The organism is Kitasatospora terrestris (assembly GCF_039542905.1).
Lineage (GTDB): Bacteria > Actinomycetota > Actinomycetes > Streptomycetales > Streptomycetaceae > Kitasatospora > Kitasatospora terrestris.
On record NZ_BAABIS010000001.1, the window covers coordinates 3,236,840 to 3,261,717 of the forward strand.

The 24,878-nt window shown below is 73.5% G+C and carries 18 protein-coding genes, 1 tRNA gene and 1 riboswitch; of the genes, 3 read left to right on the forward strand and 16 right to left on the reverse strand.

What is annotated here, in order from left to right; genetic code table 11:
* Positions 1-40: 40 nt before the first annotated feature.
* The 4 genes from ABEB06_RS14800 to ABEB06_RS14815 form a co-directional block, all read right to left on the reverse strand.
* On the reverse strand, positions 41-2,563 hold the full coding sequence (locus ABEB06_RS14800) for a bifunctional lysylphosphatidylglycerol flippase/synthetase MprF (protein WP_345697330.1): 2,523 nt from the start codon (positions 2,561-2,563) through the stop codon (positions 41-43).
* Positions 2,560-3,849, reverse strand: a complete 1,290-nt coding sequence (locus tag ABEB06_RS14805) for an alpha/beta hydrolase (protein ID WP_345697331.1) — start codon at positions 3,847-3,849, stop codon at positions 2,560-2,562. The genes ABEB06_RS14800 and ABEB06_RS14805 overlap by 4 nt, the downstream gene beginning before the upstream one ends.
* A 15-nt stretch (positions 3,850-3,864) precedes the next feature.
* Entirely contained in the window at positions 3,865-4,494 is a 630-nt protein-coding gene (locus ABEB06_RS14810; RefSeq protein ID WP_345697332.1) for a class F sortase, read from the reverse strand.
* Positions 4,495-4,596: 102 nt separating this feature from the next.
* Positions 4,597-7,119 (reverse strand): phosphatidylglycerol lysyltransferase domain-containing protein, encoded by a 2,523-nt coding sequence (locus ABEB06_RS14815; protein WP_345697333.1) that lies wholly within the window; start codon positions 7,117-7,119, stop codon positions 4,597-4,599.
* A gap of 279 nt (positions 7,120-7,398) precedes the next feature.
* Here ABEB06_RS14815 and ABEB06_RS14820 point away from each other — a divergent pair, with 279 nt between their 5' ends.
* Positions 7,399-8,721, forward strand: coding sequence for a polysaccharide deacetylase family protein (locus ABEB06_RS14820; protein ID WP_345697334.1), 1,323 nt, complete (start codon positions 7,399-7,401; stop codon positions 8,719-8,721).
* On the opposite strand, the gene ABEB06_RS14825 is transcribed toward ABEB06_RS14820, so the two are convergent.
* Together ABEB06_RS14825 and ABEB06_RS14830 are read right to left on the reverse strand one after the other, a co-directional pair.
* The gene (locus ABEB06_RS14825; RefSeq protein WP_345697335.1) at positions 8,625-10,175 is read right to left on the reverse strand and encodes an MFS transporter; all 1,551 of its coding nucleotides are present in this window, start codon (positions 10,173-10,175) and stop codon (positions 8,625-8,627) included. The genes ABEB06_RS14820 and ABEB06_RS14825 overlap by 97 nt on opposite strands.
* 83 nt (positions 10,176-10,258) lie before the next feature.
* On the reverse strand, positions 10,259-10,573 hold the full coding sequence (locus ABEB06_RS14830) for a DMT family transporter (RefSeq protein WP_345697336.1): 315 nt from the start codon (positions 10,571-10,573) through the stop codon (positions 10,259-10,261).
* Between the two features lie 36 nt (positions 10,574-10,609).
* Positions 10,610-10,675: riboswitch (guanidine-III (ykkC-III) riboswitch) on the reverse strand.
* Between the two features lie 232 nt (positions 10,676-10,907).
* On the opposite strand from ABEB06_RS14830, the gene ABEB06_RS14835 reads away from it, so the two are divergent.
* Positions 10,908-10,979 (forward strand) — tRNA-Cys (locus ABEB06_RS14835).
* 126 nt (positions 10,980-11,105) lie between these two features.
* Here the strand turns inward: ABEB06_RS14835 and ABEB06_RS14840 are convergent.
* The 3 genes from ABEB06_RS14840 to ABEB06_RS14850 are packed head-to-tail and all read right to left on the reverse strand — an operon-like array spanning position 11,106 to position 13,062.
* Positions 11,106-11,756, reverse strand: coding sequence for a hypothetical protein (locus ABEB06_RS14840; RefSeq protein ID WP_345697337.1), 651 nt, complete (start codon positions 11,754-11,756; stop codon positions 11,106-11,108).
* Positions 11,756-12,751, reverse strand: a complete 996-nt coding sequence (locus ABEB06_RS14845) for a WXG100 family type VII secretion target (RefSeq protein WP_345697338.1) — start codon at positions 12,749-12,751, stop codon at positions 11,756-11,758. Before ABEB06_RS14845 ends, ABEB06_RS14840 begins: the two co-directional genes overlap by 1 nt.
* Positions 12,748-13,062 (reverse strand): hypothetical protein, encoded by a 315-nt coding sequence (locus ABEB06_RS14850; protein WP_345697339.1) that lies wholly within the window; start codon positions 13,060-13,062, stop codon positions 12,748-12,750. The genes ABEB06_RS14845 and ABEB06_RS14850 overlap by 4 nt, the downstream gene beginning before the upstream one ends.
* 169 nt (positions 13,063-13,231) lie before the next feature.
* On the opposite strand from ABEB06_RS14850, the gene ABEB06_RS14855 reads away from it, so the two are divergent.
* Positions 13,232-14,842 (forward strand): hypothetical protein, encoded by a 1,611-nt coding sequence (locus ABEB06_RS14855; RefSeq protein WP_345697340.1) that lies wholly within the window; start codon positions 13,232-13,234, stop codon positions 14,840-14,842.
* Positions 14,843-14,929: 87 nt separating this feature from the next.
* Here the strand turns inward: ABEB06_RS14855 and ABEB06_RS14860 are convergent, their stop codons facing one another.
* The 7 genes from ABEB06_RS14860 to ABEB06_RS14890 all read right to left on the reverse strand — a co-directional run bounded on the left by ABEB06_RS14860 (position 14,930) and on the right by ABEB06_RS14890 (position 24,826).
* Positions 14,930-16,420 (reverse strand): WXG100 family type VII secretion target, encoded by a 1,491-nt coding sequence (locus tag ABEB06_RS14860; protein ID WP_345697341.1) that lies wholly within the window; start codon positions 16,418-16,420, stop codon positions 14,930-14,932.
* A gap of 1 nt (position 16,421) precedes the next feature.
* Complete coding sequence (locus ABEB06_RS14865) at positions 16,422-16,676, reverse strand: hypothetical protein (protein ID WP_345697342.1); 255 nt, start codon at positions 16,674-16,676, stop codon at positions 16,422-16,424.
* Positions 16,677-16,876: 200 nt separating this feature from the next.
* Positions 16,877-18,265, reverse strand: a complete 1,389-nt coding sequence (locus ABEB06_RS14870; RefSeq protein WP_345697343.1) for a S8 family serine peptidase — start codon at positions 18,263-18,265, stop codon at positions 16,877-16,879.
* Between the two features lie 120 nt (positions 18,266-18,385).
* Complete coding sequence (locus ABEB06_RS14875; protein WP_345697344.1) at positions 18,386-20,716, reverse strand: xanthine dehydrogenase family protein molybdopterin-binding subunit; 2,331 nt, start codon at positions 20,714-20,716, stop codon at positions 18,386-18,388.
* Positions 20,713-22,062 (reverse strand): (2Fe-2S)-binding protein, encoded by a 1,350-nt coding sequence (locus tag ABEB06_RS39360; protein WP_425559627.1) that lies wholly within the window; start codon positions 22,060-22,062, stop codon positions 20,713-20,715. The genes ABEB06_RS14875 and ABEB06_RS39360 overlap by 4 nt, the downstream gene beginning before the upstream one ends.
* Positions 22,063-22,106: 44 nt before the next feature.
* Positions 22,107-23,003 (reverse strand): FAD binding domain-containing protein, encoded by an 897-nt coding sequence (locus ABEB06_RS14885; protein ID WP_345697345.1) that lies wholly within the window; start codon positions 23,001-23,003, stop codon positions 22,107-22,109.
* Between the two features lie 218 nt (positions 23,004-23,221).
* Positions 23,222-24,826, reverse strand: coding sequence for a beta-N-acetylhexosaminidase (locus ABEB06_RS14890; protein ID WP_345697346.1), 1,605 nt, complete (start codon positions 24,824-24,826; stop codon positions 23,222-23,224).
* Between the last annotated feature and the right edge of the window lie 52 nt (positions 24,827-24,878).

Genomic DNA, 24,878 nt, shown 5'->3' on the forward strand with positions numbered 1-24,878 from the left:
CGCCGGCCAGGGGTGCCCACACCACCTCTGGCCGCCCCGCTCAGGCGGACAGCTTGCGCATCAGCCGCACGCCCTGGGCCGGTGTCAGGTGCGGCAGGTACGCCTTCCCGATCGCCCGGGTGATCGCGGCCAGCGCCGCCGGGTCCGGGTAGACCATGTACATCGGCCGGTACTCCGGCTGGAACTTCGCCTTGAAGGCGAGCAGCGAGCGGAAGCCGTACACCGGTTCCAGCACCCGGCCCATCCAGTCCAGCATCCGCTGCAGCGCGGTCGGCGGCTCACCGCGGTCGGCGCGGGCCAGCGGCGCGCCGGACAGCGAGAGGAAGCGCGCGCCCTCCTCCTTGAAGCCCAGCGCCGCCGAGGCGATCAGGAACTCCATCACCCCGCGGAAGCCCTCCGAGCGGCGCCGCATGAAGTCCAGCGTCCAGCCGACCGGCGCCCCGTCCTCGTAGACCGGCATCCAGCTGGTCAGCCCGTGCACCGTCCGGTCCTGGTCGACGGCGACCAGCATCCGCACCGCCGGGTCGTCGAGTTCGGCCAGCCCGCCTAGGGTGAAGCCCATCTCCGGCAGGCCCTTGTCGGAGACCCATTCCTCGGAGATCGAGCGCACCTGGTCGCGGATGGCGATCGGCGCGTCCCGGTAGGTCCACCACTCGGCGGTGATCCCGGCCTTGCCGGCCTTGTTCAGCGAGGTGCGGATGTCCTGCCACTTCTTGCCGGTGAAGGCCAGCTCCGGCAGCGGCACCACGGTGTCCTCCGCCACCTGCAGCGAGCGCCAGCCGAGCTCCTCGGCGGCGTCCCTGATCTCCTGGGTGCAGCTGTAGAAGCACGGGGTCCAGCCCCGCGCGTCGCAGTACGCGGCGAAGCCGGCCACCGCCCGCCGCCGCGCCGCGGGCTCGCCGAAGGGGTCGCCGGTGGTCAGCGCCACCGTGGCGACCACCCGGTAGGGCACCGCCGCCCGGCCCTCGGCGTCGAACCAGTAGTGGTTGCCGTCCCAGGTGGAGATGAAGGAGAGCGTCGAGCCGCCGTGCGCGGTCAGCAGCGCCCTGGCCCGCTCGGCGTCCGCCGCGTCGCCGTGCACCACCGGCCGCCGGAAGGCCAGCAGCAGGGCGACCAGCGCGACCAGCCAGAAGAGCACGCCCAGGTAGTTCTCCAGGAACCGGGCGCCCCCGCCGACCGCCACCGGGTAGCCCGGCAGCAGGTCGTTGTAGGCGGGCGGCAGCAGCTCGGACGGCAGCCCGGCGAACAGCTTCCCGAGCGTCGCCTCCGGCTGGTACTGCTCGCGCAGCAGCCAGCCGATCCCCACGTACGCGGCGCAGGTGACCACCAGCGCGCCGCCGACCACCAGGGCGAGCCGGCGGACGTCCCGGCGGGGCAGCCGCTGGTCGAAGGAGCGCCGGGTGACGGCCAGCAGCACCACCATCGCGGCGGGCAGCAGCAGCGCCTCCCCGATCAGTTCGAACAGGTACGCGGTGCCGCCGTCCGCCGCGAAGTCGTCGTAGTTGATCGTCAGCACCCAGCACAGCACCGCGATCCAGGCCAGCTCGGTGACCTGGGTGATCCACCAGGCCAGCCGCAGGCCGCGGCGCAGGCCCTCTCCGAGCACCAGCAGCAGCGCGGGCACCAGGGCGGCCATCAGCCGGCCCGGCGAGTCGAAGAACTGGTCCACCGAGTGCGCCCGGGCGCAGGCGGCCGCCGACTCGGCGCAGGCGTCGGCGATCTCCTGGGCCGAGGGGCCGTGCGAGAAGTAGAGGTCGGCGAAGGAGTTGAACGGCCCGATCGCGTCCTCGTACAGCGAGGCGATCAGCGGTCCGAGCGCGGTCGCCGCCACGCACAGCGCGACCAGCACCCGGGTCTCGGCGAACGAGGCCCGGTGGGTGCGGCGCAGCGGCCGCTTGTGGATCAGCGCCCCGCCGAGCAGGCCGCAGGCCACCCCGGCGAGCCTCTGCACCCCTTGCAGGTGGCCCACGTACAGGGTCATCACCAGCGGGACCAGCACCACCAGCAGCCGCAGCCGGCGGCGCCACAGCGCGGTCAGCCGGTAGCTCAGCACGGCGGCCAGCGCGACCAGGCCGGCGCCGGGGCTGACCGCGATCTGGCTCTGGATGTCCTGCGTCCAGCCCAGGTCGGCGGCCACCCCGAGCCGCACCAGCGCGGTGCCCAGCAGGGTGCCCAGCACCTGGCCGGCCACCAGCACCACGGCCGACAGCGGGGTGCCCAGCCGCCGCTCGGCGAACGGCCCGATCAGCACCAGCAACAGGCTGAGCAGCACGTACGGGCCGATGCCGGAGCACCACAGCAGCGAGCTGAACGGCGTCCACCAGCGGCCGGCCTCCAGGGTGGGCAGGCCGACGCCGACCTGCTCCAGCAGCGACTGCGAGGGCCCTCCGCCGAGCGACCCGGTGGCCGCGCCGACCACCCAGAGCGCGGCCAGCAGCGCCAGGGTCAAGGGGGCGGCCCGCAGCTGGGCGCCGAGCGGGGCGAGGGCGAGCTGCCAGCGCCGCCAGCCGTGCTCGGGGCTGGGAGCGACCGGGGCGGCGTCGGTGGTCACGGCCTCGCTCATCGGATCAGTCCTTGCTGCCGGGCCAGCCACGGGACGGCCACCGTGATCTCGGCGTGGAAGGTCGACCAGTTGTGCCCGCCGGGCACCGTCTGGAACTCGGTGTGCATGCCGGCGGCGGTCGCGGCCGCGTACATCTGGTGCTGCTGCGGCCCGAACTCGGCGTCGTCGGTGCCGACCATGAACAGCCCGGCGGTGTCCGGGAACTTCGTGCGGGCCATCACGTGAGCCGGGTCGACCGCCTCGAACGCCGCCTCGTTCCCGCCGAACGCCTCCTTCACCGTCTCGTCGTGGGTGCCCAGGGTGGGTTCGGACTGACCCGACATGTCGGCGAACGAGCCGTAGACCTGAGGGGCGTTGACGGCGAGCTGCAGGGAGCAGGTGCCGCCGAAGGAGATCCCGGCGATCGAGGTGGCCCTGCGGTCGGTGGCGGTCTGCAGGTGGGTGCGGACCCAGTCCGGCACGTCCTCGGCCAGGTAGGTCTGCGCCTTGGCGATCTTCGAGTCCATGCAGAGCGTGTTGCCCAGGGTCGAACCGATCGGGTCGGCGATCACCACCACCGGCGCCAGGCCGTGGTGCGCGGCCGCGAAGTCGTCCAGCACCTGCTGGACGCCGCCCGAGTTCACCCAGTCGGCCGGGCCGCCCGGCTGGCCGGCCAGCAGCACGATCACCGGCAGCAGCGGCCGGGGGTCGGCCTGGTAGGCCGGCGGCAGGTAGACGTAGCCGTCACGGGCGTTGAAGCCGGACTTGGTGCCGGGGATGTCCACCGAGGAGAGCGTGCCCTTCGCGGGCATCCCGGCGGGCGGCTGCCACACCTCCGACAGGGTCTTCCCCGCCGGGACGGCCACCGTGTGCTCGGTCCGCCCCGTGGTCAGCGCCTCCGTCTTCGGCGCCAGCATCGCCCGCAGCGTCGGGTACTCCTGGTAGTGCCGGTTGACCTCGTTCGCCGCCATCGCGACCACCAGGGCGGCCGCCACCAGCGCGACGACCCGGCCGCGCCAGTGCAGCACCGGCATCCGGACCGCGGCCAGGCACAGGCCGAGCAGCGCGACCGCGATCCAGAACACCACGTCGCCCGGCAGGTCCTCCGGGAACGGGTGCCACCACTCGTCCACCCACACCACGACCAGGACGGTGAGCGCCGCCGCCGCGACCACCGCGCACGGCACCCGGCGGGTCCACCAGTGCCGGGTGGTGGAGACCGCCAGGCCGAGCAGCGAGACCCAGCCGGCGATCAGCAGCAGGACCGGCACCGGTCCGTGGATGAGCGACCAGTCGAGCGGGTTCATCGGGCTCCCGTCCGGTCAGGCCCGCTGCGCGCGGACGAGGTGGGCGAAGACCACGACGTTGCCGTCGTAGCCGGTGGACCGGGAGAAGCCGCCGCCGCAGGTGATCAGGCGCAGCTGGGCGTCCGGGGTCGGCCCGTACACCCGGCGGTCCGGGAAGTCCTTCTTCGGGAACACCTCGACCGCGTCGACCAGGAACCAGACGGTCGCGCGGTCGGCGCGGACCACCTCCAACTGGTCGCCGCGGCGCAGCGCACCCAGTCGGTAGAAGACCGCCGGACCCTCCGCGGTGTCCACGTGGCCGACCACGACGGCGGCGCCCTCCGCGCCAGGAGCGGCGCCGTCGCGGTACCAGCCCGCCAGGTTCCGGTCCCCCTCCGGCGGTGCGGTGAGCCGGCCCTCGCCGTCCAGGCCGAGGCCGGTCACCGGCGCGTCCACGCCCAGCACCGGGATCCGCACCCGGGTCGGCGGCGACGGCGACAGCGGCGGCACCACGGGCATCACCGCGCCCTGGTACGCCTGGGCCGCGCCGGGCGCGGGCGGCAGCCGCAGGCCCTCCCCGTCGGAGATCAGCCACGCGCCGAGCACCAGCGCCGTCCCGGCCGCCAGCGCCCCGGGCCACGCGCTCCGCGCCGCCTGCTGACTCACCCTCACTCCCCTCGTACCACCACGGACCTGCGCCCAGTCAACCGGCGCCGCAACCGGGCGGCACGTCGGGAGCGACCATCCAGGGGGCACGCCGTCCGGGCCCTAACGGCTCAGCCGGGGGCGGGTGAGCAGGCCCTCGGCGGTGGCGTTGGCCGAGGCGATCGCGGGGATCTCGGTGGCCCGCTCGTACAGCACGAACCGCGGCCGCCACGCCGGCCGGTACTCCGCGGTGGCCCGGTAGCGCGCCTCCAGCCGCCACCAGCGGGCCAGCAGCCGCAGCACCGACCGCGCCCCGCGCAGCACCAGGCCGCCGCCCTCCGACTCGAACGCCGCGCGGAAGGCGGTGAAGTTCAGCGACACCCGGGCCACGCCGAACTCCCCGGCCCGGAGCAGGACCTGGGTGACCGCGAAGTCGGCGAGCCCCGGGTCCGACTCGCGGTCGCGGCGCAGCAGGTCCAGGGTCAGCCCGTCCTCGCCCCAGGGCACGAAGGACAGCAGCGCGGCGGTCCGGCCGTTCTCGTCCCGGCACTCGGCGAGCAGGCACTCGCCGTCGTCCGGGTCGCCGAGTCGGCCGAGCGCCATCGAGAAGCCGCGTTCGCTGCGCCCGTGCCGCCAGGCGTCGGCGAGCCGGACCAGCTCGGTGAACTCCTCCGCCGGGACGTCCCGGTGGCGCCGGACCACCACCCGGTGGCCGGCCTCCCGCAGCCGCCGCTCGTTCTCCCGCAGGTACGCCATCCCCTCGGCCGCCGGATCGAACGCGGCGGCCTCCACCACCGCCTCGTCCCCCAGGTGCAGCACCCGCAGCCGCTCCCGGCTGCCGTACACCGCGCGGGCCGCCTCGCCCGCCCCCACCACCGCGGGGATCCAGCCGTGCACCCGGGCCTCCCGGCGCCACACCTCGATCGCGGCCGCCCATGCGGCGGGGTCGCCCACCGGGTCGCCGGAGGCGAGCGCCACCCCGTACACCACGCGGTAGAGCACTGCGGCGTCCCCGGACGGCGCCCAGCTGACCGCCTTGTCCCGGCGCAGCGCGAACCACCCGAGCGAGTCGCGCTCCCCCCAGAGCTCCAGCAGGGCGCGCAGCCGCGCCTCGTCCTCGGCGTCCTGCCGCAGCCGCCCGCGCGCGGAGCGCAGCAGCAGCCGCAGCGCCGTCAGCAGCAGCACCGCGCCGGCCGTGTTGAGCCCGAGGTCGACCCAGCCGGGCACGTCCACGTCCGCGTAGTCGAAGGCGCCGGAGACCGTCACCAGCCGCAGCAGCACGTACACCGCGGCCTCGCCCCAGCCGGGCGGCGATTCGGTGTACGTCCACCGCACCACCGCCGCGCCGATGCCCACCAGCAGCGCCCCGCCGACCAGCAGCACGGCCAGGGCCGCCGTCACGTTGCCCCGCCCGCCGCGCACCCGGAAGGCGGGGCGGCCGAGCAGCAGCACCACGAGCAGACCGGCGGTCAGGGCCGCCGACACCCAGTTGAACGGGTGCGCCCGGTAGGTGTCGGCGGTGAGCGCCAGCACGTACAGCGCCGCGTACGGCCCGACCACCACCACCGAGGCGATCCAGGCGGCCCGCTTGCGCCGGCGCAGCATCACCGCGAGCAGCCCCGCGAGCAGCGCCGCGGTGAGGCCGGAGGTGATCAGGACGGGGGTGAAGAACTCGCCGCGGTTGGCCCGGGCGACCTGCTCCCGGAACGGCTCGATCAGCGCGCCGAGGGTGTTGAGCACCGTGGCGATGCGGAAGTACCACTCCGCGACGGCCGCGCAGCGCTCCCGCCACGGGGCCACCGGCCCGGGCTCCGGCAGTTCCGGCAGCTCCGGCGGCTCCGGCTCGACCACCGGCACGGCCCCCGCCGCCTCGACCGGGACGCCGGGGCCGGCCGGCTCCGGGAGCGCCCGGTCGGGCGTCCCCGCCACCAGGTCGTAGGTCCGGGTCTTGAAGGCGACCAGCCGCCGGTGGAACCGGGCCTCCCGGCGCTCCGCCCGGGCCATCCGGCGGGGCCGGGCCCGGTAGCGCCAGCGCGCCCACGGGCTGGTCGGCCGGGCCAGGCGCAGCGCGCCGACCAGTGCCAGCGGCCAGAGCATCACACCGAGCAGCCCGGTCCAGATCTTGCCCTTGAAGAGGGTCACGCCGACCAGGGCCAGCAGGACCGCCGCCCCGACCAGCTGCGGGGCGTCCGGGTGGCGGGCGACGCCGCCGAGCGGCAGCTCGCCGATCAGCAGCAGGCCGATCACGGCGACGGCCAGCACCACCGCGTCCACCGAGGTGCGGCCCTGCTCGGCCCAGTAGACGTCCTGCAGATGGAGAACGAGCGCGAACTCGTCGAGCACCAGGCCGCAGCCCACGCCGAAGCCGAAGCCGAGCAGGTTCCACCACTGCCCGCCGTCGCCGCGGATGGCGAACGCGGAGATCCCGCAGATCAGCAGCAGCGCCTGGCCGAACACCACGTGGTGGATGTGCATCCCGCCGGGGGTGACGTTGCCCGGCCACCAGGAGGTGCCCCGGCGGATCATCCGCACGCTGAAGCGGATGAACAGGAAGGCCAGGACCAGGCCGAGCAGCAGCAGGAACAGCGGTTCGCGGCCGGTGTCGACGATCCGCTCCCGGTACGCGTCGAGCAGCGACTGCCACATGGCTGGTCCGTACCTCCGGGGGCTGGGTCATCCACCAGCTGACGTCGGATCAGCCGGGGACGCCACCGCTCGCCGTCCCGGCAGGCCCGAACAGGTGAGCGTCGCCGCCGCGCCCGGCGTGTCACCCGCCTGGCCTGCCGCGCTTCCCTCCCGGGCGGGCCCCTGCGTGCCATGCTGAGCCCCGACTCTCGGCCAGACGCATCCGCTCGGATCATCAGATGACCACACTGTCCGGGTGGCTGACTCCCCGCCGCACTTCTCGGTGAATGGATGTGAGACATGGACGCCCTCTCCCGCCGGACCCTGCTCGCCGCCGGGGCCGCGACCGCCGCCTCCCTCGCGGCGGGCTGCTCCGGCACCTCCGGCCACGACGGAGGTGAGCAGGCCGCGCCGCCCGCGGCCGCCTCGGGATCCGCAAGCCCCTCCGGCACCCCCAAGCCGCCCGCCAACCTGATCGGCGACGGCTCGACCTCCGACAGCGGCCCCCAGCCGAACCAGCCCAAGCCCGAGCCGCTCGCCCTCGGCGAGCGGCCCCCGCAGTTCGTGGTCTTCTCCTGGGACGGCGCCGGCGAGCTGGACAACCGGCTCTTCAGCCGCTTCCGGCAGCTCGCCAAGGACCACAAGGCCTCGATGACCTTCTTCTTCTCCGGCATCTACGCGCTGCCCGAGTCGAAGAAGTCGCTGTACCACCCGCCGCAGCACCCGGTCGGCGCCTCCGACATCGGCTACCTCTCGGACAACCACATCCGCGACACCATCCAGCAGCTCGGCGACGCCTGGCTGGAGGGGCACGAGATCGGCACCCACTTCAACGGGCACTTCTGCGGCGCCAACGGCGGCGGCCGCTGGTCCCCCGAGGACTGGGACAGCGAGATCGAGCAGGCCATGGGCTTCGTCATGAACTGGCGCACCAACACCGGCTTCACCGACCTGCCCCCGCTGCCGTTCGACTACCGCAAGGAGCTGATCGGCGGCCGCACCCCGTGCCTGGAGGGCCAGCGCGGCCTGCTGCCGACCGCCGTCAAGCGCGGCTGGAAGTACGACAGCAGCGGGCCCGGCGGCCTCCAGGTCTGGCCGCAGAAGTTCGCCGGCGGCGCGCTGTGGGACATGCCGCTGCAGTCCATCCCGTTCCCCGGACACAGCTTCCAGGTGCTCTCGATGGACTACAACATCATGTACAACCAGTCCGGCAACAACACCAAGGGCGACCCGGGCCAGCACGCCTTCTGGCAGGACCAGGCCCGCGGCTCCTACCTCGCCGGGTTCGAGCGGGCCTACAACTCCAACCGGGCGCCCTTCATCATCGGCAACCACTTCGAGCAGTGGAACGGCGGCATCTACATGAACGCCGTCGAGGACACCATCAAGGCGATCGCCGACAAGCCGGAGGTCCGGCTGGTCTCCTTCCGCCAGCTCATCCAGTGGCTGGAGGTGCAGGACCCGGCCGTGCTGAAGAAGCTCCAGGGCCTCGCCCCGGGCGAGTCCCCGGCCGGCGGCTGGTCCGCCTACCTCGGCGGCTCGGCGCCCGCCGCGTCCTCGGCCCCCGCCGTCTCCTCGGCCCCCGCCAAGGCCCCGGCCGCCTCGGCCTCGCCGAAGGCCTGAGCCGCCGCCCGGCCGGACCCGCTCCGGCCGGGCACGCCGCGGCCCGCCACCGCGGCCCCGGCCAGGGCTACCCCGGCCATCACCAGGAAGATCACCGCGAACGGGGTGGCCGGGGTCGACCCGTGGGCCTCGGCGGCGACCAGCGAGCCGCCGCCGAGCGCGGCGAAGAGCACCCCGGCCAGGCCGATCAGCAGCACGTTCCCCAGCGCGTCGCTCAGCTGCAGCGCCGCCGAGTTCGCGCCGGTCTCCTCGGGCTCGGAGAGCTTCATCATCAGCACGCTGATGCTCGCCACCGCCATGCCCATCCCGACCCCGCCGATCCCCCACGCCGTGGCGGCGGCCCAGGTCGGCACCGCCGGGACCAGCACCAGCGCCGCCCCGCCGATCGCCACCGCCGTCAGGACGAAACCGGCCCGGATCATCGCGCCCCGGTACCGCTCCGCCGCCGGGCGGCCCTGCAGCCACGAACCGAGCGCCCAGGAGAGTCCGCCGCTGGTCAGGGTCAGACCGGCGAGCGTCGGCGACAGTCCGCGCTGGGTGACCATCATCAGCGGGATGAACGCCTCCGCCGCGAAGAACGCGCCCGCCGCGACCCCGCGCAGCAGGATCACCGTCGGCAGCCCGCGCACCGCGCGCAGCGTGCCGGCCGGCAGCAGTCGCACCACGGCGGGCCCCAGCAGCGCCGCACCGGCCAGCGCCGGCAGCAGGGCGAGGGCGTCCAGCCGCTGCCCGGCGTACTGCAGCAGCCCGGCCCCGACCGCCGCCATCGCCGCGTCGGTGGTGCGCCGCCGGTCGTACGGCCTGGCCTCGGCCGGCTGCTGGGCGCGCTCCGAGCGGCGCAGCGGCGGCCACATCACCAGCAGCGGCGGCAGCACGAACACCGGCACCGCCAGGAACACCCAGCGCCAGCCCAGGTGCTCGGTGACCGCACCGGAGACCACCGGGCCGAGGATCGAGGGCAGCACCCAGGCCGCCGAGAAGGCGGCGAAGACCGCCGGGCGCAGCCGCTCCGGGAAGGCCCGGCCGACCACCACGTACAGCGCCACGATCACCAGCCCGCCGCCGAGGCCCTGGACCGCCCGGCCGGCCACGAACAGCCACATGTTGGCCGCCGTCCCGGCGGTGACCAGGCCGGCCGCGAAGACGGCGATGCCGGTGAAGAGCGGCGCCAGCGGCCCGCGCCGGTCGCACCACTGGCCGGACACCACCAGCGCGAACAGCGTGGTGGTGAAGTACCCGGAGAAGGCGAAGGCGTACAGCCCGAGACCGTGCAGCTCGCGGGCGGCCACCGGCATCGCCGTGTTCACGGCGGTCGCCTCGAAGGCCAGCAGCAGGACCACCGAGACGATCCCCAGGGTCAGCGCGCGGTACGGGCCGCTCAGCACGCCTCCGCCCTCCGGATCTCCGGGGAGCGGGGGCAGCTTGTCGACCGAGGTGGGGGAGGTGGTGGCCATGACCGACATCGTAAGCGGCGAACGCGCCGATGACTCCTGACCTGCGGGCTGGATCCGATCCACCCACCAGTCCCAGGAGCAGGTCAGTGCAGCACCTTCAGGCCGACCACGCCGCCGACGATCAGCACCAGGCAGGTGATCCGGGCCGCCGAGACGGTGTCGCCCATCGCGAGCATCCCGTACAGCGCGGTGCCGACCGCACCGATGCCGACCCACACCGCGTAGCCCGTCCCCAGCGGGATCGACCGCATCGCGTACGCCAGCCCGCCCATCGAGAACGCCAGCGCCACCGCGAACACCACGGTCGGGACCGGCCGCGAGAACCCCTTGGTCGCCTCCAGCGCGACCGCCCAGACGGTCTCCAGCACACCGGCGAGAACCAGCACCACCCACGCCATGACGACAAGCACCTCCGCAGTAGTCGTGGAACAGCTACCGCGTCGTCTTGTCGTGCCGGGTACGACGCACCTCGTCCGGGGCGGGCCGGAATCGGCCGCCTCACTCACGACGGTAACACACCACGACACACGGAATTCATATTCGGATATTGACGGGAGCGGCCCGGGTGCTCCACTATGAATTCACCAGGACAGCGAACGCGACGACAGGAGTCGGTCATGAGCAGGAAGCCGGAGGCCCGCACTGCGGCCCGTTCCTGTACCGCCTGTCGCAGCTGTCCCTGTTGCGCCTGAGCGCGCCCCCCTTTCGCGCCTGAGCGCGCTCCCCTTGCCCGGCCGTGTGCCCGAGTGGCCCAGGGAACCGTCTGCAACACGGTACACACGGGTTCGAATCCCGTCACGGCCTCAAGCTGCCCGCAGCCGTCCGTGAATTCCCGCAGGAATTCACGGACGGCCGTTCGGCATTTCCTTTTCCCATTGCCGCGCTTCTCCGCGACGGATTCCGGCGCCGGGTGCCGGCGCCGGATTCCGGCTACCCGCGGACCAGTGCGGAGAGGGCGTCCGCGTCGGCCGGGGAGTCCGCCACCACGGCGAGCAGCGAGCCGTCGGCGAAGACCAGGTCCACCCGCTCGGGCTGGCGGGAGCGGCGAACCCCGGTGCGGTGCAGCTCGGCCCGGCCGAAGACGCCCATCAGCTCGCCGTTGTCGTGGTCCACCAGCAGCACCCGGCGGTCGGTGACCGCCAGCAGCGCGCGATTGTGCCGGAACGCGCGGTGGCGCAGCGGCCCGGTCCGGACCGCGATCACGAACCGCCCGGCCGAGGAGCCCCAACCGCCCACGAACGGCCTGCCGTGGAACGCCCGGCGGATCCCCTTGAAGGTCTTCTCGAACAGCGCGTCGCCGAGCTCCTCGACCCAGCCCGCCACATCCAGCAGCTGGAGCGGCAGCAGCAGGACGGTCAGACAGCCCCGCCCCTCCTTCGCCCGCGCCTGCTCGCGGCCCGGCACCGGCGGCTTCTCCACCCGGTACCGCCGGGGCAGCTCCCGCCGGACGTACCGGTCCAGCCCGAGGTCGCAGACCCCGAACAGCCGCTCCCCCGGCTCCAGGTACGCCTCCGGCAGCCGCACCCAACCCGCCAGCCGCTCGCGGTACGCCTGCTCCGCCTTGGGACCACGCCGCGCCATCAGCCGAACGCCTCCTCGATCCGGGTCTTCGGCACGTGGTAGGCCGGCGCCGGCCGCTCGCCGTCGAACTGGTGGGTCACCGCGTCGATGTTGGTGTCGCTGTTGATCGCGTCCCCGATCGGCGCGGTCGGCGTACCGGTCAGCCCGGTCACCGCCTTGAACCCCGGCTCCGCCACCGCACCCTGGAAGCCCTTGAGCGCCGTCATGGTGAGGAAGCGCTCCGGCGACTTGTACGGGTTCATCCAGGTGCTGGGGTCCTTGAAGCTCTTGCCGCCCTTGCGCATCCGGCCGATCATCTTGCGCGCCGAGTTGGCCTTCTTGATCTTCTCGCCGAGCTTCTCGGCCTCGCGCATCTGCTTGATCAGGCGGCGCAGCGTCCGCAGCTTGCGGGCCAGGGTCACCGAGACCTTCTCCACCCGGGCGATGAAGACCAGCATCTCGGCCTCCACCACCAGCGCGTCCACCACGGTGGCCAGGCCCAGCGTCAGGATGTCCGCGACGATGCCGACCGCGATGGTGACCAGGATCCACTCGATCGCCTCGCGGATGATCTCCACGACCATGTCCTCGGCGAGCTTGCACTCCGCCGCCGCGCCGCTCAGCAGCTGGGCGGTCTGCGCCATGTCCTCGGCGGTCGCGTCGATCGCCTCGACCACCTGGCCCATGTGCCCGCCGAACGCCGCCGACGCCTCGCCGTGCCACTGCTCCGCCAGCTCGTCACCGCCGCGCCGCAGCTCGGCCGCCACGTCGCGGGTGGCCTGCGCCTGCGCCTGCCACTGCTGAGCGGCCGCGGTCAGCGCGCTGGCGTTGCCGGTGACCTTCTCCAGCATCTCCAGCAGACCGGTCTTCTCCAGCGTCCACCGGACCGCGTCGTCCAGCGCCCCGTCGATCGCCCCCTGCGCCGGGTTGTGGATCTCCGGGATCGGCAGCAGCGGCTCCTTGAGGTAGTCCCGCGTCCACTTGTACGCGCCGGCGACGTCCGCAGCCGTGGTCATCGGCCACCGCCGACCATGGTGTGGATGCCGTCCTCGGTCTCCCGGTAGTTGGCCGCGCTGTCCTGCAGGCCCTCCGCCGCGAAGTCCAGCACCTCCATCAGGTCCGAGAGGTTCTGCTGCTCACCGGTGGCGTGCTCGTTGTACCCCTCGTGCAGCTCGTCCGAGTCCGGCAGGTGCCCGAACGCCCCGCCGGGCACCTCGACACCCGCCAACACCGACTGAATCCTCGCCAGTTGCTCCCGCTGCTGCTGGATCAGCGCCGCGTAGCGGTCCAGCGCCTCGGGCCGCACCCGGAAATCGGGCTCGCTCATACCCCGTCGTCCTCCCCGTTGGTCCCGCACCGCACCGGTGGCGGCGGCACGTGACCGATCACCCTATCGACAGCCGAGCACATGTGCGGTCCGGGGCGGCCGACCACCCTGCCGATAGGATCGGCCGCCGAACTGGCGTACGGGGAAGCACACACCTTGGGGGAGAACCATGACGTACCCGCAGCCGCCCACCCCTCCGGGGGGACCGCAGCAGACTCCGCCGCCGCCCTGGCAGGAGCAGCCGGCGGCCGCACCGCCGCCCGGCCGGTTCCCCTCCCCGCAGTTCCCCGGCGGCCCGTACCAGCAGGGCCCGCAAGGCTCCCACCAGCAGGGGCCGCAGGGTCCGTACCAGCAGGGGCCGTTCCCTCCGGGCCAGTTCCCCCCGGGCCAGTTCCCCCCGGGGCAGTTCCCCACCCAGTACACCCCGCCCACCGGCCCCGAGGGCCGTCCGCCCCGGCGCGGACTGCGCGCCCTGCTCATCGTCGGGGGCGTCGTCCTCGGACTCGTCGCGATCTTCGCCGGCCTGGTGGTGTACAAGATCTCCACCAGACCCGCCCCGGTCGACCTCTCGCACGAGACCAGCCCGTGGCAGAAGCTCGCCGACAACATGACCGCCGCGCTCGCCGCCAAGGACGAGGAGGCCTTCCTCAAGCCGTTCCAGGGCGACGCGCTCCGTGAACAGCAGCGCAAGGTCTTCCGCAACCTCGTCAAGATCCCCTGGGAACAGGCGAAGTGGGAGACCGAGTACCCCTCCCCGCTCAACGGCGACATGATGGTCACCTTCGCCCACCAGGTGAAGGGCGTCGACAACAAGCCGGTCCCCGAGCGGTACAACTGGCGGGTCCAGCCCGGCACCGGAGCCCCGGTCATCACCGAGGTCGCCAGCGCGAAGGGACGCGACGGCAAGCCCCGCGAGGACGCCTACTACCCCGCGCCCTGGGACTACTACCCGGACTTCGCCGTCGAGATCCGCGACAACCTGGTCGCCGTCTCCGACCAGAAGCAGGTCGCCGAACTCAAGCGCGACATCGACGTGATGAGCCAGGCCGCCAAGGACGACCTCGCCGCCTGGAAGAAGTCCGCCCCCGCCGCGCCCAACGGCCGCGAGAGCGCCCGCGGCTTCTTCGTCGTCCTCGAGAAGGACCGCGCCGTCTATAACAAGCTCTACAACGGCGACGGCCGCGAGAACGACAAGCTCGAAGCCGGCGTCAACATGCCCGTCCCCGCCTACGGCACCGAGACCGAGAAGCAACTGGTGATCGGCGGCTCCCGGATCGTCATGGACACCTCGCTCAGCCGCTTCACCAGCGCCGACTGGAAGAACGGCGTCACCGAGATCAGCCGCCACGAGATGGGCCACGCCCTGGTCGAGGTCCTCGCCACCGAAGTCGTCCTGGTCGAAGGCCTCCAGGACACCCAGACCTGGGTCGTCGAAGGCTTCGGCGACTACATGGCGTTCCGCGGCAAGAACGACCGCTTCCTCGCCGACCTGCGCGCCTCCCTCCAGGGCTTCGCCTTCGACGGCGAACTCCCCGAGAGCATGGACTTCTACTCCAAGACAGCCCGCACCCGCTCCGCGAACTACGCGCTCGGGGCCTCCGCCGTGCGCTACATGGCCGAGACCTACGGCGAGGACAAGACCTTCGCCTTCGTCATCGCCCACTACACCGCGCCCAAGGAGTACAAGCAGCAGATCACCACGGCCACCGGCCGCAGCCTCGAACAGTTCCAGACCGAATGGGCCGCCTACGTCCGCGCCAAGGCCCCCGGCGTCGGCTGACCCGCCGGTCGGACGCGGAAGGAGCGGGCGGCCCGACGGGCCACCCGCTCCTTCCTGCTTCTACGGCCGTCCCCTGCCGCCGATCGACTACTCGATCACCGGCGGGTTGGCCGTGCCACCGCGCCAGGTGTCCTCGTCCTCGACCAGGTAGTCCGGACGGTTCCCGTCCTTGCCCTTCTTCTTGCCAGCGCCACCGGCACCCGGCGCACCGTGCATCCCGGCAGCACCAGCACCGGCCTGGCCACCACGGCCCCGGCCGAGGCCCGAACCGCCCTCGGTGAACGCCCGGCCGCTCGCAGCACCGCCCTTCGCGCCGCCGATCGTGCCACCGGCCTTGCGGACCAGGCCGCTTCCGCCCTTGCCGCCGCCCTTGGCACCACCGCCGCCGCCCATGCCGCCGCCGTGCATACCGCCCATGCCGCCCATACCGGCAGCACCACGGCCCTGCGCGGCACCACCGGCACCGGCACCACCGGCACCAGACCGGCCGCCCGCACCGGCACCACCCGCGCCACCACTGGCCGTCCCGGGACGCCCGGCACCGCCGGCACCGGTCACGCCACCGCGCGAACCGCCACCGACACCACCGCCGCCCATCCCCGGGATGTAACCGGCACCGCCGCCACCCGGCACGTAGCCGCCACCGCCGCCACCACCGCCGCCGACACCCGGCAGACCGCCACCACCGGTGCCCGGCAGCTGCGTACCGCCACCCGGCATGGTGTTGTGGTCCGGAGGCGTCCACCCGTCGATGTTCGTCCGCGGCGGGATCGCCGGCACGTGCCCCGGCAACGTCTCACCCGGCGGCACGTGCCCGGGCACCTGCGGCGGCTGCGGATGCTGCGGCGGCACCCCGGGCGAACTCGGCGGCAGGTCCCCGCCACCACCCGGATCCGTCGGCACCTTCTTCGGCGGCATCATCGGCGGAACGGGCTGCGTGGGCGTCTGCTGAACCGGCGGAGTCGTCGGCTTCGGCGGGAACGCCTCACGGTTCTCGTTGTCGTTCCCGTACTCGGGAGGCGGCGGCATCTCATTGGCCGCCTTCTCGTAGTACGGCGCGAGGTACTCCATCGTGCCGATGGCGTACTGGTGCTGGATCTCGGTCGCCGAGAGCTCGTCGTAGTTCTTGTTGACGGCGGCGAAGCGGTCCATGCCGCCGGCGAGGTCGGCCTTGAACTGCGCGTCGGAGCGGTCACCCATGTCGGTGACCCACTTCCAGCCGCTGTCCAGGCTGCTCGGGACCTCGATGTCGGCCATGGCGGACTTGGTCGCCTTGAGCGCGTTGGCAGCGAGGTGCATGGCCGACGAGGTCTTGGCTGCGTGATCGGCCGTGTTGCTGAGGCTGGTCTGGATCTGGGTGGCCTTGCTGGAGAAGCCGTCCGCGGCAGCGCCGTCCCAGTTGGCCCGTGCGTGCTCGACGGCCTTCTGGAGATCGGCTGCGGCGGACTGCAGCTCGGTCTGGACGGCGGCCCAGTGCTCGGCGGCCTTGCTCAGGTTCTCGGGGCTCGAGTTGGAGACCATCGCCTTGAGCGGGATGAGGGCCTGGCCCTCGAACTCGGGAATGCGTCGTGCGGCCATGTCAGTCCAACTCCTGCTGGTACTTGTTCATGGTGGCGACGCCTTCCATCTCCAGGCCCTTGTACGCGTTGTTGACGGTCTGGGTCTTGTCCCCGAACTCGTTGATCAGCGCGTTCAGATCGTTGATGGTGCGGCTGAGCCAGCCCTGCATGCGGTCGTGCGCCTGGTAGAGACCGTCGGCGTGGGTGAAGTTCACGCCGAAGTCCGACTGCGACACGATCGTGCCGTAGGTGCTCTTCTCAGTGGTCTGCGCCATGTTCTGCTGGATGGCCCGCAGTCTTTTTACGACTGCCTCCAGCTCGTCAGTGTTGACGCGGTATCCGTCGGCCACGCGGCCCTCTCCTCCCCCTGGAGTGTCGAATGCTTCCCCGTGTGCGTGCTCAACCAACAGGCGACAAGGTTCAGTTAGTCAGAGCGTTCGATCGTATCGCTTAACCGGCACTTACTCATACACCGTCAGCGCTGCTGCTGGTTCCCACCCTGACCATACGGGTTCTGGTACGGGTTGGGCTGTGGCTGCTGCGGGTTCTGCGGCGGGAAACCAGGCGGCGGAGCCTGGTTGCCGTACGGCTGCTGCTGGGCCGGCGGCCAGCCCGGAGCGGCGCCGTACGGAGGCTGCTGGGGCTGCCCGTAGGGCGGAGCCGGGGGTACGGACGGACGGCGACGGTTCTTGGTCGCGACGACGACGACGGCGATGAGGACCACCAGAAGAAGAACGATCCCCATGACGATCGTTCCGGGACTGATGCCCCCGCTGGAGCCGGACTTGCTGGCCGGCCCCGTGCCCGGAAGCGTCGGAAGATCGGAGTTCTGGCCCGCCCCACCTGGGGTGGCGGCTCCGGACGACGCAGTTGAGCCGGCGCTCTTGGCGAGCGGCCCCTGCGCCGACCCGGCCGGAATGTCCATGGTCAGCGCCTCGTACGGGCGAAGGATGCCGTACCCGTAATGCGGGTCCGGCAGCTTGGCCCCCTGGAGAGCTCCCGGAACCTTCGCCGACTTCACCAGCCGGTTGGCCACTTGACCAGCGGTCAGCTGGGGAAACTTGGCCCTGATCAACGCGGCGGCGGCAGAGACGTAGGCAGTCGAGTCGGAAGTACCGTCAGCCACGCAGTACAGACCGCCCGAGCAGTCTCCCGCGGTCACCATCCGTACTCCGGGCGCGGAGAGCAGAACCTGCGGACCGTAGTTCGACTTCGACCAGGCCGCGTCGCTCTTGTCGGTCGCCCCGACCGCGAGGACACCAGCCTCGTTGGCGGGGTTGTGGAGCACGTTCCTGCCGTCATTGCCGGCCGAGGCGACAACGAGGACATCGTGCTGGGCCGCGTACGCGAGCGCCTCGGTCAGGGCCGGCTCGCTACCTGCCGGGACGTACCCACCCTGGGAGACATTGATGATCTTCGCGCCGTGATCGACAGCCCACCGGATTCCCTGGGGGAATACGCTCCGCCCTTGTGAATCCTGCTTGTAGATCGGAAGGATCTTCGCCCCCGGCGCGAGCCCGACAACTCCCTCGCCGTTGCCATGCCCGTGGCCGGCGATCTCGGCGGCCATGCCGGTGCCGTGCGAATCGGTGGGCTTCTGGGCGAGGCCCTTGCCGCTGAGGTCGAAACCGGGGAGGACCTGTCCCGCAAGGTCCGGGTGGGAGGCGTCGACTCCCTCGTCGAGGACGGCGACGATGACTCCGTCGCCCTTGCTGACGCTCCACACCTTGCTGACGTCGTAGTAGGCGTTCACCCACTGCCCGTCACGCACCTGGTCCGCCGTGGCCAGGGGGGCAGCGGTGAGCAGCAGTGCGCCCGCCAAGGTCGTTGCGCCGAGTGCGCGCATGGCTTTGGTCAGCGTCATCAGTTCCCCGTCGGTCGAGTGCCGCAGCCCGTTCGTTCTCGCAGTGCCCCCCGCGTGGCAGGCCGTTCGATGGTATCTCCCGACTGCCTGTCATGCGCAGGGCCCACGGCTTTCGGCCCGTCAGGCGAGGACGGTGGCGTCCTCGGGCTGGATGGGGAGGCGGCCGACGGGGAGGCCGGTGGCGGCGCGGACGGCGGCGGCGACGGCGGCGGGGGCGACGACGGCGGGGGCGGCGCTGACGGCCTTGGCGCCGAAGGAGGCGACGACGTCGCGTTCTTCGACGAGGGTGGCGATGCGGATGTCGGGGGTGTCGAGGGAGGTGGGGAGGCGGTAGCCGGTGAGGGAGGGGTTGACGGGGACGCCGCCCTCGGTGCGGAGGTCTTCGAAGAGGGCGAGGCCGACGCCCTGGGCGACGGCGGCTTCGATGCGGTCCTCGATCTGACGCGGGTTCAGGGCGCGGCCGACGTCCTGGGCGACGGTCATGTCGACGACGCGGACGGTGCCGAGTTCGATGTCGACGTCGACGACGGCGCGCATGGCACAGTAGGCGATGGAGACGAAGGCGTCGCCCTGGCCGTTCTCGTCGAGGGGTTCGGTGGGGTGGGGGCGGCACTGGGCGGTGGCCCAGAGTTCGCGGCCTTCGAGTGCCTGGCTGACGGGCATGCCGAGGACGCCGTCGTACGAGGTGATCTTGCCGTCGGCGATGGTGAGGAGTTCGACGGACATGCCGAAGTCGGCGGCGATGGGCTGCAGCATCTGGTGGCGGACCATCAGTGCGGCGCGTTCGACGGCGCCGCCGGAGACCCAGGTGTGCCGGCCGCGGGCGGAGGGTCCGGCGGCGGACTGGTCGCTGTCGACGGGGGCGACGTAGACCTCGGAGACGCCGAGCACGGACTGGACGATCTGCCGGGCGAGGGTGGCGAAGCCCTGGCCGGAGTCGACGGCGGCGCAGATGACGGTGGCGTGGTCGCCGCTGACCCGGACGGTCGCGGTGGCGACCTCGTCCTCGCCCTCGGCGCCGAGCATGTGCACCATGCCGACGGCGTAGCCGATGCCGCGGCGGACGGCGGCGGGGTCGCCGGCGCCGCCGGGGCCGCCGGGGAGCAGCCAGTCGGCTTCGGGTTCGTCGAGCGGGAGGGCGGGCAGCGGGGAGTCGGCGAGGGCGTCGAGCAGGGCGCCGACGGGGGCGGGGCAGGTGACGGCCTGGCCGGTGGGCAGCGGGTCGCCGGTGGCCATGGCGTTGCGGCGGCGGATCTCCATCGGGTCGATGCCGACCCGGGCCGCGAGCTGGTCCATCTGCGACTCGTACGCGAAGCAGGCCTGGAGGGCTCCTTCGCCGCGCATCCGTCCGGCGGGCGGGTTGTTGGTGCGCACGGCCCAGGCCTCGACGAAGACGTTGGGGCAGACGTACGGGCCGGCGGAGAAGGCGACGGCGGCGGCGAGGGCCTCGGCGGAGACGTCGGCGTAGGCGCCGCCGTCGAGCAGGATCTGTGCCTCGACCTTGACCAGGCGGCCCTCGGCGTCGGCGTGGTGGCGGTAGCGCAGCAGGGCGGGGTGGCGCGAGACGTGGGTCTGGAAGGACTCCTCGCGGGTGAGGGTCATCTTCACGGGGCGGCCGGTGCGCAGTGCGAGGAGGGCGAGGACGACCTGGAAGGAGAGGTCCTCGCGGTCGGCGGTGGCGCCGGGGACGCCGGTGACGACCGTCCGGACCCGGTCGGGTTCGAGGCCGAGGCAGGCGGCGGTGCGGTCGCGGTCGCCGTGCGGGTCGGTGGTGGAGAGGTGGAGCTCGACGCCGCCGTCGGGGCGGGGGACGGCGAGGCCGGCTTCGGCGCCGATCGGGGCGGGGTCCTGGCGGCCGACCTGGTAGAGGCCCTCGACGATGACCTCGCCGACCGCGTCGGGGTCGCCGCTGCGCAGCGGGAGGTGGCGGAAGAGGTTGCCGTCGGGGTGCAGCGGCGGGGCGTTGAACGCGGCCTCGGGGTCGGTGACGGCCTCCAGCGGCTCGTACTCGACGACGATGGAGGCGGCGGCGAGCCGGGCGGTGTCGGGGTGGTCGGCGGCGACGGCGGCGACGGGTTCGCCGTGGTGGCGGACGACGCCGGCGGCGAGCACGGGGCGGTCGGCGACGACCGGGCCGGCGGGGGCGCCGTCGGGGGTGCCGTCGGGGCCGGGCGGGAGGTCAGCGGCGGTGACCACGGCGTGCACGCCGGGGACGGCGAGCGCGGCGGAGGTGTCGACGGAGACGATCCGGGCGTGCGGGTACGGGGAGCGCAGCACCGCGCCCCAGAGGAGGCCCTCGGCCCACAGGTCGGCGGCGTACGGGTAGATGCCGAGCGCCTTGGGCAGGGCGTCGGTGCGCAGCGGCGAGCTGCCGAGGCCGAAGGGTTCGGCCGGCTCCGCGGGGCCGGCGGCCGGGACCTCGGTGGCCGGGAGCTCGGTGGCGGAGGTCATGCGTTCTCGTCCTCGGGGAGCCGGATTCCGTGGGCGGGGGTGGCGCCGTCGTAGCCGTAGGGCACGCCGGGCCCGCCGTGCTGCGGGTCGTAGCCGGGGGTGCCGTACGCCGTGCCGTCCTCGTACACGCTGCCGTGGCCGGCGGCGGTGCCGTGCGGCGGGGTGGGGATGTACGGGGTGCCGTGGGCGGGGGTGCCGTCGTGCGGGTGGCCGTCGTGGGCGGTGCCGTGCGCGGGGGTGGCCTCGTAACCGCCGCCCTGGTAGCCGGCGGTCTCGTAGCCGGCCGGGTCGTAGCCGCCCTGGTGGCCGTGGGCCGGGTAGCCGCCCTGGTAGGGCACCTGGAAGGTGCCGGTGTCGTAGCCCTCGGCCTGCGCCGGCACGCCGTGCGCCGGTGCGCCCTGCGAAGGGATGCCCTGCGCGGGGACGCCCTGGCCGGGGACGCCCTGCGGCGGCAGGGTGTGGAAGGTGCCGGTGTCGTAGCCCGCGGCGGCGTCGTCGTACCCGGGGTAGGGCGCGTAGCCGGGCCCGCCGGCGGGCTCGTAGACGCCGGTCTGGTGGGTGGTGGTGGCGCCGGGGCCGGAGAGGCCGGCCAGCACCTCGTCCGGGACGACCCCGCCGACCGCGGCGGCGGTGGGCGGGGCGGGCACCTCGGCCTCGTGCCAGAGCTCGGCGTCGGCGTAGAGCGGCAGTTCGCCGGCGAGCGGCAGGTCGGCGGCGGACTGCGCGGTGGCCACGGCGGCGGCGAGCGCGTCCTGGTCGGTTCCGGTGGCCGGGGCCGCCGCGCGGGCGTCGCCGTCCGCGGCGGTCGGGGCCGCGGCGCGGGCCGCGTCCTCGGCGGCGGCCAGCTCGGCCTCCAGCTCGGCCTCGCGGGCCTCGGCGACGCTCTGGACGGCGGCGAGCACGCCGCGGTAGCCGGTGCAGCGGCAGAGGTTGCCGCACAGCGCCTGGCGGGCCTCGACCTCGCTCGGCCGGTGGTTGCGCTGCAGCAGGTCGTGGACGGCCATCGCGAGGCCGGGGGTGCAGTAGCCGCACTGCACGGCGCCGGAGTCGGCGAGCGCCTGCTGGACGTCGCTGGCACCGTCCGGTCCGGACAGGCCCTCGACGGTGGCGATCTCGCTGTCCGCGGCGAGCGCGGCGGGGACCAGGCAGCCGGCCACCAGCTGCCCGTCGACCTGCACCGAGCAGGCACCGCACTCGCCCTGCTCGCAGCCGTCCTTGGCGCCGGCCAGGCCGAGCCGCTCGCGCAGCACGTAGAGCAGGCTCTCGCCGATCCAGGCGTCGGTGACCGGCCGTTCGAAGCCGTTGACGCGCAGCGTGTACGAGGCGGTGGGGCGCACGTCGCCCACCGGACCACCGTGTCCGTGGTCGTGCCCACTCACGAGTTCGTCCGTCACTTCAGCGCCCTTCCCAGTGCCCGGCGGGCCAGCACCGATACGGTACGCCGCAGTCGGGCGGCTGCCGAGCCCGGCCCCTCGTCGCCGGCGCCGGTCTCGGGGACGCAGGCGCCCGCCACGTACTCGCCGAAGGCGGCGAGCGCGGCGGGGTCGATCAGTGCGGCGCCCTCCTCGCCCCGGGAGTCCCAGTCGATGCAGCCGCCGACCCAGGCCTCGGCCTCCAGCGGGCGCAGCGGCACGGGGGCGACGGCGCCGACCGCGCAGCGCACGGCGCGCCGGGCGGGGTCGAGGACCAGGGCGACGGAGGCGGTGGCGCGGGCCGGGCCGCTGCGGCCGCCGGCCTTGAGGAAGACCTGGGGGGCGTGCAGCAACGGCACGCGCACCCAGGTGAGCAGTTCGCCGGGGCGCAGCGGGTCGAGCCCGGTGAGCAGGTGGCTGATCGGGACCTCGCGGGTGCCGCCGGCCCTGGCGAGGGTGGCGGTGGCCTCCAGGGCGGCGAGCACGGGCAGGGTGTCGCCGGTGGGGGCGGCGGTGGCGATATTGCCGCCGAGCGTGCCGACGTTGCGCACCTGCGGGGGTCCGGCGGTGCGGGCGGCGTCGGCGAGGGCGGGGATGAGCGCGGCGAAGTCGGGCCGGTCCATCCGGGCGTGGGTGAGACCGGCGCCGAGGACGGCGGTGCCGCCGTCCTCGTAGCGCCAGCCGCGGAGTTCGGTGATCCGGCCGAGGCCGATCAGGGCGGCGGGCCTCAGCCGCCCGGCGTTGACGGCTTCCATGAGGTCGGTGGCGCCCGCCACCGGCACCGCGCCCGGGGTGGCCGCCAGCGCCTCGACGGCCTCGTCGACCGAGGTCGGCAGCATGATCGTCCGGTTCACCTGGATTCCACCGTGCTCCATCTGCAGTGCGGCTTCGCCCGTAGGGTACGGGCGATCGGTGCGGGTTGGGCAACTGTGGCACACAATGCCCGCTGATCATTTCCCGGGGCTCGGACAGTAATGCACAAGTCAGGACAACTCCGGGCGCAAAAGCGTCCAAGCCGTTGTACGGGTGATCGGCCCTCCATTCGATCTTGACGAGACGGCTCCGCCCGGAGTTCCCGGGGGGTCACCGAGGGTCACTCGGGGCGGTTGTCGTTCGGTCGGCCGAGCACCCCGGGGCGGCGCTGCCAGGGGCGCGGGCCCTCCGGCCGGCGGTACTCGACGCCGAGCGCGTCGAGGCGCCCGTAGTGGGCGGCCATCCGCTGCTCGAAGCCGGCCCAGTCGCGGGCGGCGGGCTCGCGCGGCAGGTCGGACCAGGCGACCTCGGCGAAGGCGGCGAGCCGCGGGAAGGCCCGGTAGTCGACGTCCCGCGCGTCGTCCATGAACTCGGTCCAGATGTTGGCCTGGGTGCCGATCACGTGGGCGGCGGCGTCGGCGTCGAGCTCCGGCGGCACCGGCTCGAAGCGGTAGACGTCCTCCAGGGTGCGCACGTACCCGACCGGGATCGGCTCGTCCTCGCCGCCGGCCTGCCGGTGGTCGAGGTAGACGTGCTGCTCGGGGCACATCACCACGTCGTGCCCGGCCTTCGCGGCGGCCACCCCGCCCTCGTACCCGCGCCAGCTCGACACCGCCGCGCCGGGGGCGAGGCCGCCCTCCAGGATCTCGTCCCAGCCGATCAGCCGGCGGCCCCGCCCGGCCAGCCAGCGGTCGAAGTGCCGGATGAACCAGCTCTGCAGCTCGTCCTCGTCGGCCAGGCCCAGCTCCTCGATCCGGGCCCGGGCGGCCGGGCTGGCCTTCCACTGGTCCTTGGGGCACTCGTCGCCGCCGAGGTGGACGAAGGTGGAGGGGAAGATCTCCAGCACCTCCTCCAGCACCTCCTCGACGAAGCGCAGGGTGGCGTCGGAGACGTTCAGCACGTTCTCGCAGACGCCCCAGTCGGTCCACACGCCGAGCGCGGCGGTGTCCACCACGTCGGTGTTGCCGAGCTCGGGGTAGGCCGCGATGGCGGCCTGCATGTGGCCGGGCACGTCGATCTCGGGGACGACGGTGATGTGCCGCTCGGCGGCGTACGCGACGATCTCGCGCAGGTCGTCCTGGGTGTAGTAGCCGCCGTGCGGGCGGTCGTCGCGCCGGTCGGCGGCGCGGAAGCCGACCATCGAGCGCTCCCGCCAGGCGCCGACCTCGGTGAGCCGCGGGTGGCGCCGGATCTCGATCCGCCAGCCCTGGTCGTCGGTGAGGTGCAGGTGCAGCACGTTCAGCTTGTGGGCGGCGAGCTGGTCGAGGAAGCGCAGCACGTCCGCCTTGGGCAGGAAGTGCCGGGAGACGTCCAGCAGGGCGCCGCGCCAGCCGAACCGCGGCCGGTCCTCGATCCGCACCGCCGGGACCCGCCACTCGGCGCCGGGCAGCGGGGCCCTGCGGTAGGCCGCGGGGCCGAGCAGCTGGCGGAGCGTCTGCCCGGCGTGCGCGAGGCCGGGCCCGCCGCCCGCGGTCAGCCGCACGCCCTCGGCGCCGGCCTCGATCCGGTACTCCTCGGCGCCGAGCGCCGGGTCGAGCTCCAGCGCGATCGCGCCCTCGGGGGCGGCGGCCGGGGGGAGGTCGAGGCCGGTGGCCGGGCCCAGTTCGGCGCGGAGCCGGCGGGCGGCCCGCTCCGTGCCGGGAGCGGCGTGCAGGCCGGTGTCCGGCCGCAGCTCGAAGGCGCCCTCACCGGCGCGGAAACGGGACGGGGCGGGGATGAGATCCATGCGGCTCATCCTGCCCCGGTCACCCCGGATTGGCATAGACCACTACAGGCGC